At 55.8% G+C, this 14,033-nt stretch carries 12 protein-coding genes and 1 tRNA gene; 6 read left to right on the forward strand and 7 right to left on the reverse strand.

Annotation, left to right across the window (positions count from 1 at the left end):
• Nucleotides 1–4: 4 nt before the first annotated feature.
• The 5 genes from dppB to ACWKX3_RS13770 all read right to left on the reverse strand — a co-directional run bounded on the left by dppB (nt 5) and on the right by ACWKX3_RS13770 (nt 6,756).
• Nucleotides 5–1,024, reverse strand: coding sequence for a dipeptide ABC transporter permease DppB (gene dppB / locus ACWKX3_RS13750; RefSeq protein WP_006177810.1), 1,020 nt, complete (start codon nt 1,022–1,024; stop codon nt 5–7).
• Between the two features lie 196 nt (nt 1,025–1,220).
• On the reverse strand, nt 1,221–2,828 hold the full coding sequence (gene dppA, locus ACWKX3_RS13755) for a dipeptide ABC transporter periplasmic-binding protein DppA (protein WP_006177809.1): 1,608 nt from the start codon (nt 2,826–2,828) through the stop codon (nt 1,221–1,223).
• 621 nt (nt 2,829–3,449) lie between these two features.
• Nucleotides 3,450–3,526: transfer RNA gene (locus ACWKX3_RS13760), tRNA-Pro, on the reverse strand.
• A 91-nt stretch (nt 3,527–3,617) separates the two neighbouring features.
• Nucleotides 3,618–5,312 carry a kdo(2)-lipid A phosphoethanolamine 7''-transferase gene (gene eptB / locus ACWKX3_RS13765; RefSeq protein ID WP_101736810.1) on the reverse strand — a complete coding sequence of 565 codons (1,695 nt, stop codon included), beginning with the start codon at nt 5,310–5,312 and terminating at the stop codon, nt 3,618–3,620.
• Nucleotides 5,313–5,553: 241 nt separating this feature from the next.
• The gene (locus ACWKX3_RS13770) at nt 5,554–6,756 is read right to left on the reverse strand and encodes an L-lactate MFS transporter (protein ID WP_337285697.1); all 1,203 of its coding nucleotides are present in this window, start codon (nt 6,754–6,756) and stop codon (nt 5,554–5,556) included.
• A 37-nt stretch (nt 6,757–6,793) separates the two neighbouring features.
• Between ACWKX3_RS13770 and ACWKX3_RS13775 the strand changes: the two genes are divergently transcribed.
• Nucleotides 6,794–6,937 (forward strand): hypothetical protein, encoded by a 144-nt coding sequence (locus ACWKX3_RS13775; protein ID WP_233500304.1) that lies wholly within the window; start codon nt 6,794–6,796, stop codon nt 6,935–6,937.
• Nucleotides 6,938–6,994: 57 nt separating this feature from the next.
• Here the strand turns inward: ACWKX3_RS13775 and ACWKX3_RS13780 are convergent, their stop codons facing one another.
• A complete protein-coding gene (locus ACWKX3_RS13780) occupies nt 6,995–7,699 on the reverse strand; it encodes an autotransporter domain-containing protein (protein ID WP_454541958.1) in 705 nt (234 codons plus the stop codon).
• 161 nt (nt 7,700–7,860) lie between these two features.
• On the opposite strand from ACWKX3_RS13780, the gene tag reads away from it, so the two are divergent.
• Nucleotides 7,861–8,442: a DNA-3-methyladenine glycosylase I gene (tag, locus tag ACWKX3_RS13785; protein ID WP_058610527.1), complete on the forward strand. Its 582-nt coding sequence runs from the start codon at nt 7,861–7,863 to the stop codon at nt 8,440–8,442.
• Nucleotides 8,420–8,866: an N-acetyltransferase gene (locus tag ACWKX3_RS13790; protein WP_446188185.1), complete on the forward strand. Its 447-nt coding sequence runs from the start codon at nt 8,420–8,422 to the stop codon at nt 8,864–8,866. Before tag ends, ACWKX3_RS13790 begins: the two co-directional genes overlap by 23 nt.
• Here ACWKX3_RS13790 and ACWKX3_RS13795 read toward each other — a convergent pair.
• Nucleotides 8,829–11,156 (reverse strand): molybdopterin guanine dinucleotide-containing S/N-oxide reductase, encoded by a 2,328-nt coding sequence (locus ACWKX3_RS13795; RefSeq protein ID WP_454541959.1) that lies wholly within the window; start codon nt 11,154–11,156, stop codon nt 8,829–8,831. The two genes, ACWKX3_RS13790 and ACWKX3_RS13795, sit on opposite strands and share 38 nt — an antisense overlap.
• A 164-nt stretch (nt 11,157–11,320) precedes the next feature.
• Between ACWKX3_RS13795 and ACWKX3_RS13800 the strand changes: the two genes are divergently transcribed.
• The 3 genes from ACWKX3_RS13800 to ACWKX3_RS13810 all read left to right on the forward strand — a co-directional run bounded on the left by ACWKX3_RS13800 (nt 11,321) and on the right by ACWKX3_RS13810 (nt 14,031).
• Nucleotides 11,321–11,983, forward strand: a complete 663-nt coding sequence (locus tag ACWKX3_RS13800; RefSeq protein ID WP_006177799.1) for an OmpA family lipoprotein — start codon at nt 11,321–11,323, stop codon at nt 11,981–11,983.
• Between the two features lie 179 nt (nt 11,984–12,162).
• Nucleotides 12,163–13,179, forward strand: coding sequence for a LacI family DNA-binding transcriptional regulator (locus tag ACWKX3_RS13805; RefSeq protein ID WP_454541960.1), 1,017 nt, complete (start codon nt 12,163–12,165; stop codon nt 13,177–13,179).
• A 102-nt stretch (nt 13,180–13,281) separates the two neighbouring features.
• Nucleotides 13,282–14,031 carry a sugar phosphate isomerase/epimerase family protein gene (locus tag ACWKX3_RS13810; RefSeq protein ID WP_058610524.1) on the forward strand — a complete coding sequence of 250 codons (750 nt, stop codon included), beginning with the start codon at nt 13,282–13,284 and terminating at the stop codon, nt 14,029–14,031.
• Nucleotides 14,032–14,033 lie beyond the last annotated feature (2 nt).

Genomic DNA, 14,033 nt, shown 5'->3' on the forward strand with positions numbered 1-14,033 from the left:
CCCCTTACTTCTTATGTCGAATACGCGGGTTCACCACGCCGTACAGCAGATCGACCAGCAGGTTGACGAGAATAATCATCGTCGCAACCAGCAGCACACCGCCCTGCACCACCGGATAGTCACGGCGTTGCAATGCATCAATCAGCCAGCGTCCCAGCCCCGGCCAGGAGAAGATGGTTTCCGTCAGGATCGCCCCTGCCAGCAGTGTTCCCACCTGCAGGCCGATAACGGTAACCACCGGCAGCATCGCGTTACGCAGGGCGTGAACGATGATTACGCGCATACGGGTCAGCCCTTTAGCACGCGCGGTACGGATGTAGTCTTCGCCCAGCACTTCCAGCATCGAGGAACGGGTCATACGCACGATGACCGCCAGAGGAATGGTGCCCAGCACCATTGCAGGCAGGATCATATGCGCCACGGCATCAATGAAGTTGCCCTCCTCGCCCCAGATAGCCGTATCGATCAGCATGAAGCCGGTCAACGGGTTGGTATCGTCAAGGAAGACCATATCGCTGACGCGCCCGGACACCGGCGTCAGGTTCCACTGCACCGACACCAGCATAATCAGCATCATGCCCCACCAGAAGATAGGCATGGAGTAGCCGGTCAGCGCGAGGCCAACGGCCGTATGATCGAAAATTGAACCGCGCTTAACGGCAGCCAGTACGCCAACGGGGATACCCACCGCGGTTGCAAAAATCATGGCGCAGATACCCAGTTCCAGCGTCGCTTTAAACCGCGGCACGAACTCGTCCCACACCGGAAGACGGCTTTTCAATGAAATCCCTAAATCGCCGTGCAGAACGCCCCAGATGTAATGGAGGTACTGCTGCCACATCGGCTTATCAAGGCCGAGTTCCGCCAGCAGTTGGGCATGACGTTCAGGGGAAATACCACGCTCGCCCGCCATAATCATCACCGGGTCGCCGGGGATCATATGGACGAAGGCAAAAGTGAGAAGGGTGATACCGATAAACGTGGGGATGACAAGTCCCAGACGTCGGAGGATGAACTGCAACATAACCCGGATTCTCTCTGATGACGCACGCCCAACGGCGCGACGTCTGTATTGCTCACAAATCTTATTCCCTCCCCTTCAGAGAGGAAATAAAGCACTACTGCCGGGTGGCGCTACGCTTACCCGGCCTACACTCGTAGGCCCGTGCAAGCGCAGCGCCGCCGGGCATGGGATGCGACTGCACCCCTTACGCTTTTAGTTATTCAACAGACACGTTTTCGAAGTGGTGTTTGCCCAGTGGATCAACCACGTAGCCCTTCACTTCTTTACGCACTGGCTCGTACACGGTGGAGTGAGCAACAATCAGCGCCGGAGCCTGATCGTGCATAACAACCTGCGCTTGTTTGTACAGTTCAATACGTTTGTTGTGATCGTCGGTCGCGCGGGCTGGCTGGATCAGATCTTCAAACGGCTTGTAGCACCAGCGAGAGTAGTTGGAACCGTCTTTCGCTGCCGCACAGCTGAACAGCGTCGCGAAGAAGTTATCCGGATCCCCATTGTCGCCGGTCCAGCCCATCATCACCGCCTGGTGCTCGCCCGCTTTGGCACGCTTGAGGTATTCGCCCCACTCGTAGGTCACGATCTTGGCCTGAACGCCGATCTTCGCCCAGTCAGCCTGAACCATTTCCGCCATGCGGCGCGCGTTCGGGTTGTACGGACGCTGAACAGGCATTGCCCACAGCTCAACGGTAAAGCCTTTATCCTGGCCCGCTTCTTTCAGCAGCGCTTTCGCTTTCTCAGGATCGTAGGTGTAGTCCTTGATGTCGTCGTTATAGCCCCACATGGTTGGTGGGATCAGGTTCTTCGCGGCAACGCCAGCGCCCTGATAAACGGCTTTGATGATCGCTTCTTTGTTTACCGCGTAGGTCAGCGCCTGACGGACTTTCACGTCATCAAACGGTTTCTTCTCGGTATTAAAGGAGAGATAACCCACGTTCAGGCCCGCCTGCTCCAGCAGGTTGATGTTTTTGTCCTGCTTCATGCGCGCAATGTCAGCCGGGTTCGGGTACGGCATAACCTGACATTCGTTTTTCTGCAGTTTTGCGTAGCGCACAGAAGCATCAGGCGTGATGGAGAAGACCAGACGGTCGATCTGCGGCTTGGTGCCCCAGTAGCCCGGGAAGGCTTTGTACAGAATACGGGAGTCTTTCTGGTACTGCAGCAGCTGGAACGGACCGGTCCCGATAGGATTCAGATCCACTTTCTCAGGCGTACCGGCCTTCAGCATGTTGTCCGCATACTCTTTAGAGAGAATAGAGGCGAAGTCCATTGCCAGGTCGGCCAGGAATGGCGCTTCCGGACGCGTCAGCACGAACTGAACGGTTTTGTCGTCCACTTTTTTCACTTCAGCAATCAGGTCAGGCAGACCCATGCCTTCGAAGTATTCATAGCTGCCGCCGGACACTTTGTGGTACGGGTTCTGGGCATTTTTCTGACGGTCGAAGGAGAACACCACGTCGTCGGCGTTGAAATCGCGCGTAGGTTTGAACTCTTTGCTGTCCTGCCACTTCACGCCCTGACGCAGGTGGAAGGTATAGGTCTTACCGTCTTCGCTGACGTCCCACTTCTCAGCCAGACCCGGAATCACTTCCGTAGTACCGGTTTTGAATTCAACCAGACGGTTATAGATAGGTACAGAGCTAGCGTCGTAGGTCGTACCAGAGGTAAAGAGCTGTGGGTTAAAGCCTTCCGGCGAGCCTTCAGAACAGTAAACCAGGGTTTTTGCCTGAACACTTGCTGCAACGGTCATAGCCACCAGGCTCAGACCAAGCTTCAGCATCCCTGACTTCTTCAAGGAAATACTCATTATTCTGCTCCAATGTGATGTTTTGCTTTGTTGTGTTACGCCGCCTGACCTTTATTTATTTTTTACCCGGTCTGGTCGGTGGTGCCCGTAGGCGTTAAAGGGATGGAGAATCCTTTCAGAAGAGCGTTTGAGTTGCAGCGCAGATCCTCCCTGAAATGCCCCTCATGCCCTACAATCTGTCAACAGAATGTGAAAACGTCAATACAGGTGGCGGGGATTTACGCGGAGTGTGAGAAACCGCAAACAAAGATTAAAAAAACCTTCGGGGCTCGTTTTCAGCAGGGAAATTTATGCTACTCGCCATGTTGCAGCACAAATATCTTCATATTCTGCAACATCCAGTGATTAACTTTTATTCAGATCGGGTAAATTTTCTTGCGGAATGGTGAATATCTGAGCACTAAATTCCGCGAACGTTAAAACGCACAGCGAAAAATGCTGAGGTTATCCATAAGCAACGCGAAAAAAGATCAGTCCATATATAAAAAAATACAATGGATTATGTCACAAAACAGTTATCAGGCAGGAAGATGCAGGGCTACGGGGGATTTTGGCCAATCGAGCGTGTTAAATCTCTAATGCAAAAAGGGCTAACCTTCCGGTTAGCCCTTTTTTCGAATGTGGTCGGCGAGAGAGGATTCGAACCTCCGACCCACTGGTCCCAAACCAGTTGCGCTACCAAGCTGCGCTACTCGCCGAATGCGGAGCGCATCTTACTGCTGAGGTGCGCCCCCGTCAATCCCTTAATTTAAAAAAGCCATTCAACTGGCGATAATCTCGCCAGCCCCGCTACTGCGCGGCTTTTGCAGCGTTATCGGGAAGTTTACACCAGTTGTTATTTTCGTTAATCCCACCGTTCGGTGAAGTATACCCCAGGCAGCCCATAATGGTGTCGTACAGCTCAACGTGGCGGCGTGGGACTTTCATCTCTGCCTCTTTCTTGAGGTGCGCAAACATCTTCGCCTTCTCCGGGTTTTCCAGATACTTATCGGACATCCACATAATCATCGGCACGCGGAACTGCTCAGGCGGTGCCAGCTTGCGTGGCGTACCGTGCAAGTGCTCTTTTTCATTGATAGACTCGCCGTGATCGGCGGCGTAAATAACAATGGCTTTCTTATCGCGCAGCTCGTCAATCACCCGGCTCAGGAAAGTATCGACATACAGCACCGAGTTATCATAGGCGTTAATCAGCTCCTGCTTGCTGCAGTCTTTATTAATGCCCACGCACTCAGGCTGCCATTTGGCAAAATCGCGCGTGTAACGCTGGTAATAACTGTAATGCGACCCTTTGGTATGCAGAATAACCAGGTGCTTACCTTGCGGATGGTTCTTCAGAGACTGTGACATCTCTGCAAGCAACAGCATGTCATCCACATTTTTGCCACGGTTACGCGGCTCGGCACCAATCTGCTCGCGGTAGGCGATATTATCCGCCATGGTATTCGAGTAGAACCACATCTCACTTTGCATGGCGAACAGATCTGAGCTGAACCCAAGCTGCTTGAGCACAGCAAACACGTTCTGCTCTTTCAGGGTGCGCTGCGGGTTATCACTGGCTCCGCCTTCGCGAACAAACATACAGCGAAGTGAGAGTTTGGTCGCGGTATCACAGGAATAACCCCGGTAAGCCACCAGGTTCTTCTCCTGCGCCAGTTTTGGCGTGGTATCACGATCGTAACCAAGAATACCCATATGATCCCAGCGCGTCGTTTCGCCGATGACAAAGACGACGTAGGTATCATCAAGCCCGTCAGCCGGTGCCTGATAGGTGAATTTTTTCGTTGGGTTAATCAGCGATTTCACATCGCTGGATTCATCCGCCTGTGCCCAGGCATACAGGCCCAAAGCCGACAGCCAGTTTGATGGCAAATAGGAGTTGGCCACCACGCCGCCGTAGCTTGGCATATCCACGCCCGTCGCTTTTTCGATCCTCTTTTGCTGTTTTTCCATCAGGCGAATAGGCGCCCACACCAGCAGACCGGCCAGCAACACGACGACGACATTACGGACCCGCTGCCCACGCGTGCGCAGCTGACGTAACAGCGTATAACGACAGGTGTTACTCCAGATAAAGAAGAGCGGGACCAGGCAGGTTAAAATCGTCCAGACGATAAAGCCTTTTCCGACCACCTCTTTCGAGAGATCGATATCGGTGGTCATTACCGATGCCACAATGCCGTAACCAATGACCACATTCATAAAGGTCATGTAATAACTGGCGGCAGCAGAAATGATCACCACCAACGAGGCCAGAATTTGCCAGGTGCGTCGGCCAAAAAGAGAGAGCAGGCGTAACAGGAAGAATGTGGCGAGGATAGAGCCGAACACTTCAATAGCAGCAAAAATTCCATTTCTTACGGTGAGGTGTTCGAAATAACCTTCCACTCGTCTGAACAGTACCGCGCCATTCAGAAATAATCCGATATAGACAGCCAGCATCAGACATAATCTTTGCTGGGTAAGAGACCTAATGTATTTCATGCAAACAACCCTGGGGGAAGGGGTATAAAGACCCGCTGAATCTCATGGAGAAAGCAGACAGAGTAAGTATGTGCGTAGGAAAGCGTTATCAGAAACGTCTACAAGCGCGGTAAGTAGACCACAGCGGAAGAGAAAAGTGGCAGCAGAGAATGTGATTCGTATAAATTTTTACAAAAAAACAAGTCTGGAAGCGCATTCTGCAGCGCAAAAAAAGAGGCCGTGACGGCCTCTTCTTGCTGCATCAGGCATGTGCTTCGTTATACACCTCACGCTGCGGCTGGCGGATGGTGGTCGACAGCGCCAGGGAAAGAATCAGCAACGCGAATATGACGCAGAAGGTCACGTAGAAACCGCCAAACAGAGAGGCAATCAGCGACCCGCAAATACTGCCGATACCGAAGCCGAGGTAAATCACCCCGTAGTTCTTCGCCAGGTTGTTCAGACCAAAGAATTCGCTCACCAGTGACGGGAACACGGTAATAGTGCCGCCGAAGTTAAAGGCCACACAGGCAATCGCCGCAAAAAAGGTCACTTCATTCAGCGGAGCAAACAGCAGCGCCGCCATGCCCACCAGCGACACCACCTGCCCCAGCGTGATGACGCGGATACGGGCGATTTTGTCCGACAGAATACCCAGCACCAGACGGCCAGAGAGGTTAGCGATGGAAATCACGGTCACCGCGTTAGCTGCCGTCGCCACGTCCAGTTTGACCATGCCCTGCGCGATATCTTTCGCCACGCCAATCACATACAGGCCGCTCATGCAGGCGGTCAGGAACATGACGGCCAGCATCCAGTACTGCGGTTTACGCATGGACTGCGCCAGCGTGAAGTCATTCTCCACCACGCCGTTAACGCTTTTGACCTCCTGTTGAGGAGCATCTTTCATCAGCGTTGCGCCGAACACAATCATCACCAGGACGATAGCGCCCCAAATCATGAAGGTTTTTTCGAGGCCCACAGAGGCCAGAAGATGGGCGTCGATAAATTTAAAACCGAGGCTGCCCAGGCCATAAGAGCCGATGGCAAAGGCGGAGATAAGGCCTTTACGCTCCGGGAACCATTTAACGCAGTTCGACAGGGTAAGCAGATAGCCCGCACCGTCCGCCAGCCCGACCAGCACGCCGGCGCTCAGCCAGAGCATCATCAGGTTATTGGAATGTGCCGTCAGGAAAAAGCCCAGGCCCAGCAGAATACCGGACGCCATGGTCACGCGCTTCACGCCAAAGCGTTCCTGAAGCTTACCGGCAACCGAGGAGGAGATCGCCAGCCCGAGGCTCAACAAGCCGAAGGAGAACGCCACCTGGCTTACCGATGCGCCAAGCTTATCGGAGAGTGCGCTGTTAAACAGGCTCCAGGTGTAGACCGATCCCAGCGCAAACTGGGTAACGATAGTGCCAAATAGCGTTAACCAACGGGTGCGATTATATGTCGATGTGTTCATGGCAGTTGTCCTGCAAGAGAAAGTAAGGGAATTCGCTATGGACAACGATAAACAAAACCGTGATTTACCAGGGGGAAAACGGCATGAAATGCAGGAAGACGGGAATGAAATGCCATTAATCGGGAATGAACGGCCTTGCCAGCGAACGAAGCGCAATAATGTTAGTGTTTACTATCGCTGAAAACCGCGTGAATATTATGTTTTCAATGTAAAGCCAACGTTAAAAAAAACCGCATTGTTAAAATTTAGCGCTCACGCCGAGCGTATAGAGCGTCTCCTCACCCGTGATGTTCCCCTCGCCCTGGGCTAAAGACGCATAGGCTGCCATATGGGTATTGAATGGGATATCCGTTCCGACGGTCACATCCATCCAGCTGCCGCTCTGCGCAGGTGCGGGGGTCTGGGGCATCCCATACTGCGATTTCCACTGGTTTTCCCCGAACTGCTGGTTGTAGCTGATTTGCGCCCAGGGGCGAAGTTCGCCCACCTTTGTGTTCAGACGCCAGCCAAGCGAACTGATGCTGGCATGCCAGAGCGGGTCGGTCAGCGACTGGGTTGTTAGCGTATCGCCAAACTCATTTGCCATCGAAGGTGCCGAGCCATCGTAGCGCCATTCCGCAACCGGCCCTGTCGTCATCTGCCCCTGCAGGGGGAAATTCCACCCGATGCTCACCCCTTCCGGCGCTTCGGAGGGTAAGCCAGAGGCGGTATTCAGGGTAAAGCCCGCCGAATTCTGCGACGTATTAATGCGTTCTGCGAGAATATCTTCATAACGCGGTTGGTGATCGGCGTCCCATGTATAACGTTCTGCCGTATTATTGTGTGCGTCTGAAACGATATATTCCTGTTGCCAGGCAAACGTGCTATGCGAATAAAGCACGCACGCTGAGATACCCACCAGGCCAAAAACAGCATGGCGACCACTGATCGTATTTATCATCATCAAAGCGACTCCAGAGAGAGCCGAATTCGGCGATATTTGTCATTATTTGGGAAGAGTTTGCAGGCAGATAGCCTTGTATTAACTATTGTCTTTTTAGCAGACACGTCAAGCCTGACAGATTGAAAATTTTGCACTTTCTGAAGCCATAAGGGAGATAACCTATGCAACGTTGCGGCTGGGTAAGCCAGGATCAGCTTTATATCGACTATCACGACAAGGAATGGGGCGTACCGGAAACCGACGGCAAAAAACTCTTTGAGATGATCTGTCTGGAGGGGCAACAGGCGGGCCTGTCGTGGATCACCGTGCTGAAAAAAAGGGAAAACTACCGCAACGCTTTCCATCAGTTTGACCCTGTCGCCGTCGCCGCCATGACCGACGAGGATGTCGAACGGCTGCTGCAGGATGCCGGTATTATCCGCCATCGCGGGAAGATTCAGGCCATTATTGGTAACGCCCGTGCCTGGCTTGCCATGGAGCAAAACGGCGAGCCGTTCTCGGCGTTTGTCTGGTCGTTTGTGAATAACACCCCCATCGTGACCCGGGCCGCAACGCTTGCGGAGATCCCAACCTCTACGCCCGCCTCGGACGCCCTCTCAAAGGCGCTGAAAAAACGCGGCTTCAAATTCACCGGCACCACCATCTGCTACTCCTTTATGCAGGCCTGCGGGCTGGTGAACGACCATATTACGGAATGTTTCTGCCACCCGGGGGGCCATGATGATCCGCCAATGGCAAAGTGAAAATACCGCTCCGCTCCTTGGTCTGTGGCTTGAAAGCACCACCGTCGCGCATCCCTTTATCGACGCAGAGTACTGGAAAGAGAACGAAGCGATGGTGCGGGACGTCTATCTCCCGGCGGCGCAAACGTGGGTATGGGAAGATGAGGGGCAACTCTGCGGGTTTATCAGCGTGATGCACTCGCAGTTTGTCGGCGCGCTGTTTGTCGCGCCAGCCTTTATTGGCAAAGGGATTGGGCGCGCGCTGCTGAACCATGTACAGCAGCGCTACCCCTATTTAAGCCTGGAGGTGTATCAGAAGAACGAGCGGGCGGTGAATTTCTATCACGCACAGGGCTTTCGTATTGAAGACAGCGCCTGGCAGGATGATACCCACCACCCGACGTGGATCATGTGCTGGCAGGCGGATCAAACGCCGTTAACGTAAGCGTCGGCCCCTGATACTTTTCAACCCAGGCCAGCGCCGTGTTTCCCGCACAGCCGTTCCCCAGCTTTGAGCTGGGGAGATCTTTGGTTAAGACGTTAACGGCACCGTTTTTACAGATCCCGCCTTCGCTCGGCTCCAGGTCAGGCCATGCTCCCTGATGAATACAGATAACGCCAGGGCGGATGCCCTCGCTCACCACTGCGCCTGCCAGCACCTGCCCGCGTGCGTTCCAGACGCGTACCACGTCGCCGTCGGCTATTCCCCGCGCTTTTGCATCAGCACTATTCAGCGTGACGGGCTCTCGCCCGGCAACCGCATACTGTTCGCGCAGTGAGCTGTAGTTCAGCTGGCTGTGCAGACGGTGCGCCGGATGGGCAGAAAGCACCTGCAACTGTTCCGGCTGCGCGTTGCCGTGCCACTCGTCCGGCTCCAGCCACATCGGATGCGGCGGGCAATCGGCATACCCAAAGCTGGCAATGCGCTGGCTGTGAATAACAATTTTCCCGCTCTCGGTTTTCAGAGGGTACCGTTCCGGATCCCGGCGAAACTCCGCGAAACGGATAAACCGGGCGTTCTGTTCGCTCTCCGGCATCTCAAAAATTTCATTCGCTTCCCAGAAGGTGGCAAAAGGCGGCAGCGTCACGCCCTGGGCTGCGCCGCGCTCTCCGGCGATCTGGTAGAAGGTTTCCAGCCACTCAAGCTCCGTTTTACCTTCGGTGAAGCGCTTGCGGCCACCCGCTTCCCAACGCTCGCTCAGCGCCGCAAACACCTCAAAATCGTCACGCGCTTCATCACGCGGGGGGACGACGCGCTTCATCGGCACCATATGCTGGTTGCTGTAATCCCCGGTCATGGTGAGATCGTTACGCTCAAACGAGGTGGTCGCAGGCAGAACGATGTCGGCGTGTTTAGCTGCCGCGGTCCAGAAGCACTCGGAGATCACCACCAGCTCCGGCTTTTGCCATGCGCGGATCAGGCGGTTGGTGTCCTGATGGTGGGTAAAGTTTGCCCCGCCCGCCCACCAGACAAACTTAATATCCGGGAAGTGGCGATCCATACCGTTGTGCTGATAGAAACCTCCTGGGTTTTCCAGCGCTTCAACGATGCGCGCCACCGGAATTTTATCGACCGCATCCACGCCGCCCTGCACCGAGCCTTGCATCGACGCCAGTACCGCCGCTTTACGCGTTGGGTTACCGCCGTTGGCAAAGTGATAAGAAAGACCAAAACCCCCGCCGGGCGTGCCAATCTGCCCCAGCATGGCCGCGAGCGTCACCAGCATCCAGTGCTTCTGCTCACCATACTGCTGACGCTGCATCCCCCAGCCGGACATCAGCATGGTGGTGTGGTTGTGGAATAACGCGGCCAGTTCACGCAGTTTATCGGCATCAATACCGCAAATGTCCGCCGCCCACTCCGCCGTTTTGGCGATGCCGTCGGATTTCCCCATCAGGTATTCCGCGAAGCGATCAAAACCGGTGGTACAGCGGTTGAGGAATGTTTCATCCTGCCAGCCTTTTTCGACCAGCGTATGGGCAATCCCCAGCATCATCGCCACGTCGGTTCCCATGTGCGGGGCCAGCCATTCGGCGCTGTCGCCGAGAAAATCCATGGTTTCTGAACGCATGGGGTCAATACAGATGATGCGCTTGCCGCTTTTACGCAGCGCGTCGAAGTAGGACATGCCCTGCTCGTCGGAGGCATTCCACGCAATTTTAAGCGTGTTGAGCGGGTTGGCGCTCCACAGCACCACCACCTCAGTGTGCTCCAGCACCAGCGGCCAGCTGGTCTGCTGCTGATAGACCTCGTTACCCCCCACCACGTAAGGCATGATCGCCTGCGCCGCGCCGGTCGAGTAATCGCCCAGATGTCCGGTATAGCCGCCCGCCAGACTCATATAGCGTTGCAGCAGCGTCGCGGCTTTATGCAGCACGCCGTTAGAACGCCAGCCGTACGATCCCGCAAAAATCGACGAGGGTCCGTAACTCTCGCGGATGCGCTTATGCTGCGTGTGGATTAGGGCCAGCGCATCGTCCCAGCTTACTCGGACAAACTCGTCCTGGCCGCGAATGCCCTGCGGCTTATCCGGCGACGCCAGAAACCCTTTACGCACCATCGGCCAGCGCACGCGGGCGTTGCTATGCACCTGATCGCGAACGGCGGTCTGCAGGGAGTTAGGGTGTTGCGTAGGCAATGCCCCGCGGGATGACAGCACATTTTCGCCGTCCGTTTCGACCAGCATCGGCCCCCAGTGGGCGGCGGTCAGAATGGTTTTTATCGAGGTGCTCAAAGCGTGCGCTCCTGGTTGCGTGCAGGTTGACGGCCTTCTTACTGAGGCTGTTTATGGTTTGTCACAAATTTCAGAGTTATACCCGGAATTTTCTCCAGATCCGGACGTCATAATCAACTGCCACGCGCGTAGTGGCAAAGAATAAAAAGGATTAAGGAAATAAGATGAAGAAACGTGTACTCGTCATTGCTGCTCTGGTGAGCGGCGCCCTGGCGGTTTCAGGCTGCACAACAAACCCTTATAGCGGTGAGCGCGAAGCGGGTAAATCCGGCATCGGCGCGGGCATTGGCTCGCTGGTCGGGGCGGGCGTTGGCGCGCTCTCCTCCTCTAAGAAAGATCGCGGTAAAGGGGCGTTAATTGGCGCAGCAGCCGGGGCGGCGCTGGGCGGCGGCGTCGGTTATTACATGGACGTGCAGGAAGCGAAACTGCGCGACAAAATGCAGGGTACCGGCGTTAGCGTGACGCGCAGCGGCGATAACATCATTCTGAACATGCCAAACAACGTCACCTTCGACAGCAGCAGCGCAACGCTGAAACCGGCTGGCGCAAACACCCTGACCGGCGTGGCGATGGTGCTGAAAGAGTACAGCAAAACCGCCGTGAACGTGATTGGCTACACCGACAGCACCGGCAGCCAGGATCTGAACATGCGTCTGTCCCAGCAGCGTGCTGATTCCGTGGCCAGCGCCCTGATCACCCAGGGCGTCGCCGCGAACCGTATCCGCACCAGCGGCATGGGGCCGGCGAATCCGATCGCCAGCAACAGCACGGCGGAAGGCAAAGCGCAGAACCGCCGCGTAGAGATTACGTTAAGTCCTGTGCAGTAGGTAAAAGCAAAACGGCAACCCCGTTGCCGTTTTTAGTGTTTGCGCCCTCTCCCGTGGGAGAGGGTTGGGGTGAGGGCATCAGACCGCAACCTCTCGTAAGCGCAGCGCCACCGGGCAAATGACTTGATTCGTCAGATTTTCCCGCTAAGGTGTTCTCACGCACTTCAGGGAAATCAGCGATGAGCAAATCAACACGGGCCACCATCAGCGACGTGGCGAAAGCCGCCAGAACCGGTAAAACCAGCATTTCACGCTATCTCAACGGCGAGAAACATCTGCTGTCCGACGCGCTGCTGGCACGTATTGAAAAGGCCATTGCCGAACTCGACTACCGGCCCAGCATCATGGCGCGCGGCCTCAAGCGTGGACGCACCCGCCTTATTGGTCTGATCATCGCCGATATCACCAACCCCTACTCCGTTAACGTGTTGAGCGGTATCGAAGCAGCCTGCCGCGAAAAAGGCTTTACGCCGCTGGTATGTAATACCAATAACGAAGTGGACCAGGAGCTGCACTATCTTGACCTGCTACGCAGCTACCAGGTAGAAGGCATCGTGGTCAACGCGGTGGGGATGCGTGAAGAGGGGTTAAATCGCCTGCAGCAATCCTCCCTGCCGATGGTGCTGATCGACCGGAAAATCCCGGAGTTCGCCTGTGATGTCGTTGGGCTGGATAACACGCAGGCCGCCACCACCGCCACCGAGCATCTGATTGAACAAGGCTTTGAGGCGATCCTGTTCCTCAGCGAGCCGCTGGGGATGGTCAACACCCGCCGTGAACGACTCTCGGCATTTCGCAGCACGCTGGAGCGGTATACCGGCGCGATCGCTGAAAATGCGGAAGTCGCGCTTCACGAAGCCAGCCAGCTCGATAACACCCTGCGCCAGTTTCACACTCGCCACCGTGGGATGCGCAAAGCGGTGATTTCCGCTAACGGGGCGCTGACGCTCCAGGTTGCCCGCTCGCTGAAGCGCATCGGCCTGCACTGGGGCAGCGATATTGGCCTGCTCGGGTTTGATGAACTGGAGTGGGCGGAACTGGCCGGCGTGGGCATTACCACCCTCAAACAGCCGACCTGGCAGATAGGCTACGCCGCCGTGGAACAGGTTGTTCGCCGCATTGAAGGGGCCAGCGAGGCCGTGCGCGAACAGGTCTTCTCCGGGGAACTGATCGTTCGCGGCTCTACCGCCCGTTAACCCTCCCTCCGTGATGCCGATCATAAATTCAACATCCTGAACTTTTCTTTGGAACCGGTTCCATCTAGCGTAATAGTATCAATGTTGCGATGGAGTCAGGCAATGAGCAGGAAAATAATGGTGGTCACCGCCGCCTATGGCACAGACCAGGTCCGGCAGGCAGGCGGTCAACGGGCGATGCTCCCCGTGATTGCTGGAGCCGGTGCCGACGGCGTGGAGATCCGCCGCGAACTGTTCAGCCATGACGAGCTGCTGACGCTGCCCGCGCTGAGCGAAACGATCGAACTGCTGGGCCTGCTGGCGTGCTACTCCGCCCCTGCCGCCCTGTTTATGCCGGACGGCACGCTTAACCCGGACCTCCCGCGTTATTTATCGGAAGCCAGCACCTTAAACGCGCTTTGGCTGAAAGTCTCTCTGGGTCATTTCAACGACAAGCAGCCTCTTGAGGCCCTGCGCGCCCTGCTGAATGCAAGCGGCATGGCGCTGGTGGTGGAAAACGACCAAACCGACTGCGGTCAACTCGCTCCGATGCAGCGCTTCAAGGCGGCCTGCCGGGTGATGGCGCTGCCCGTCACGCTGACGTTCGACATGGGCAACTGGCTCTGGGTCGGTGACTCGCCGGAGGAGGCCGCGCGCCATCTGGCTCCCGCGGTGAGCTATATCCACGTTAAAGCCGCCGTTGCGCATAACGCGCAGTTCCGCGCCGTTCCCCCGGACCACGCCGACGCGCGCTGGCTAGATCTGCTCAACCAGCTTCCAGCCGATGCACCGCGCGGCATTGAGTTCCCGCTGGAAGGGGCGGATTTAATGGCCGTCACCCGTCATTACGTTAACCTGCTGCGCGAGGAGTAAAC

Source organism: Enterobacter sp. UPMP2052 (genome assembly GCF_053709675.1).

Bases quoted from the DNA above. Each gene is read 5' to 3' on its own strand.
- dppB (WP_006177810.1), bottom strand. From the start codon at position 1,024: ATGTTGCAGTTCATCCTCCGACGTCTGGGACTTGTCATCCCCACGTTT.
- dppA (WP_006177809.1), bottom strand. From the start codon at position 2,828: ATGAGTATTTCCTTGAAGAAGTCAGGGATGCTGAAGCTTGGTCTGAGC.
- eptB (WP_101736810.1), bottom strand. From the start codon at position 5,312: ATGAAATACATTAGGTCTCTTACCCAGCAAAGATTATGTCTGATGCTG.
- ACWKX3_RS13770 (WP_337285697.1), bottom strand. From the start codon at position 6,756: ATGAACACATCGACATATAATCGCACCCGTTGGTTAACGCTATTTGGC.
- ACWKX3_RS13775 (WP_233500304.1), top strand. From the start codon at position 6,794: ATGGACAACGATAAACAAAACCGTGATTTACCAGGGGGAAAACGGCAT.
- ACWKX3_RS13780 (WP_454541958.1), bottom strand. From the start codon at position 7,699: ATGATGATAAATACGATCAGTGGTCGCCATGCTGTTTTTGGCCTGGTG.
- tag (WP_058610527.1), top strand. From the start codon at position 7,861: ATGCAACGTTGCGGCTGGGTAAGCCAGGATCAGCTTTATATCGACTAT.
- ACWKX3_RS13790 (WP_446188185.1), top strand. From the start codon at position 8,420: ATGATCCGCCAATGGCAAAGTGAAAATACCGCTCCGCTCCTTGGTCTG.
- ACWKX3_RS13800 (WP_006177799.1), top strand. From the start codon at position 11,321: ATGAAGAAACGTGTACTCGTCATTGCTGCTCTGGTGAGCGGCGCCCTG.
- ACWKX3_RS13805 (WP_454541960.1), top strand. From the start codon at position 12,163: ATGAGCAAATCAACACGGGCCACCATCAGCGACGTGGCGAAAGCCGCC.
- ACWKX3_RS13810 (WP_058610524.1), top strand. From the start codon at position 13,282: ATGAGCAGGAAAATAATGGTGGTCACCGCCGCCTATGGCACAGACCAG.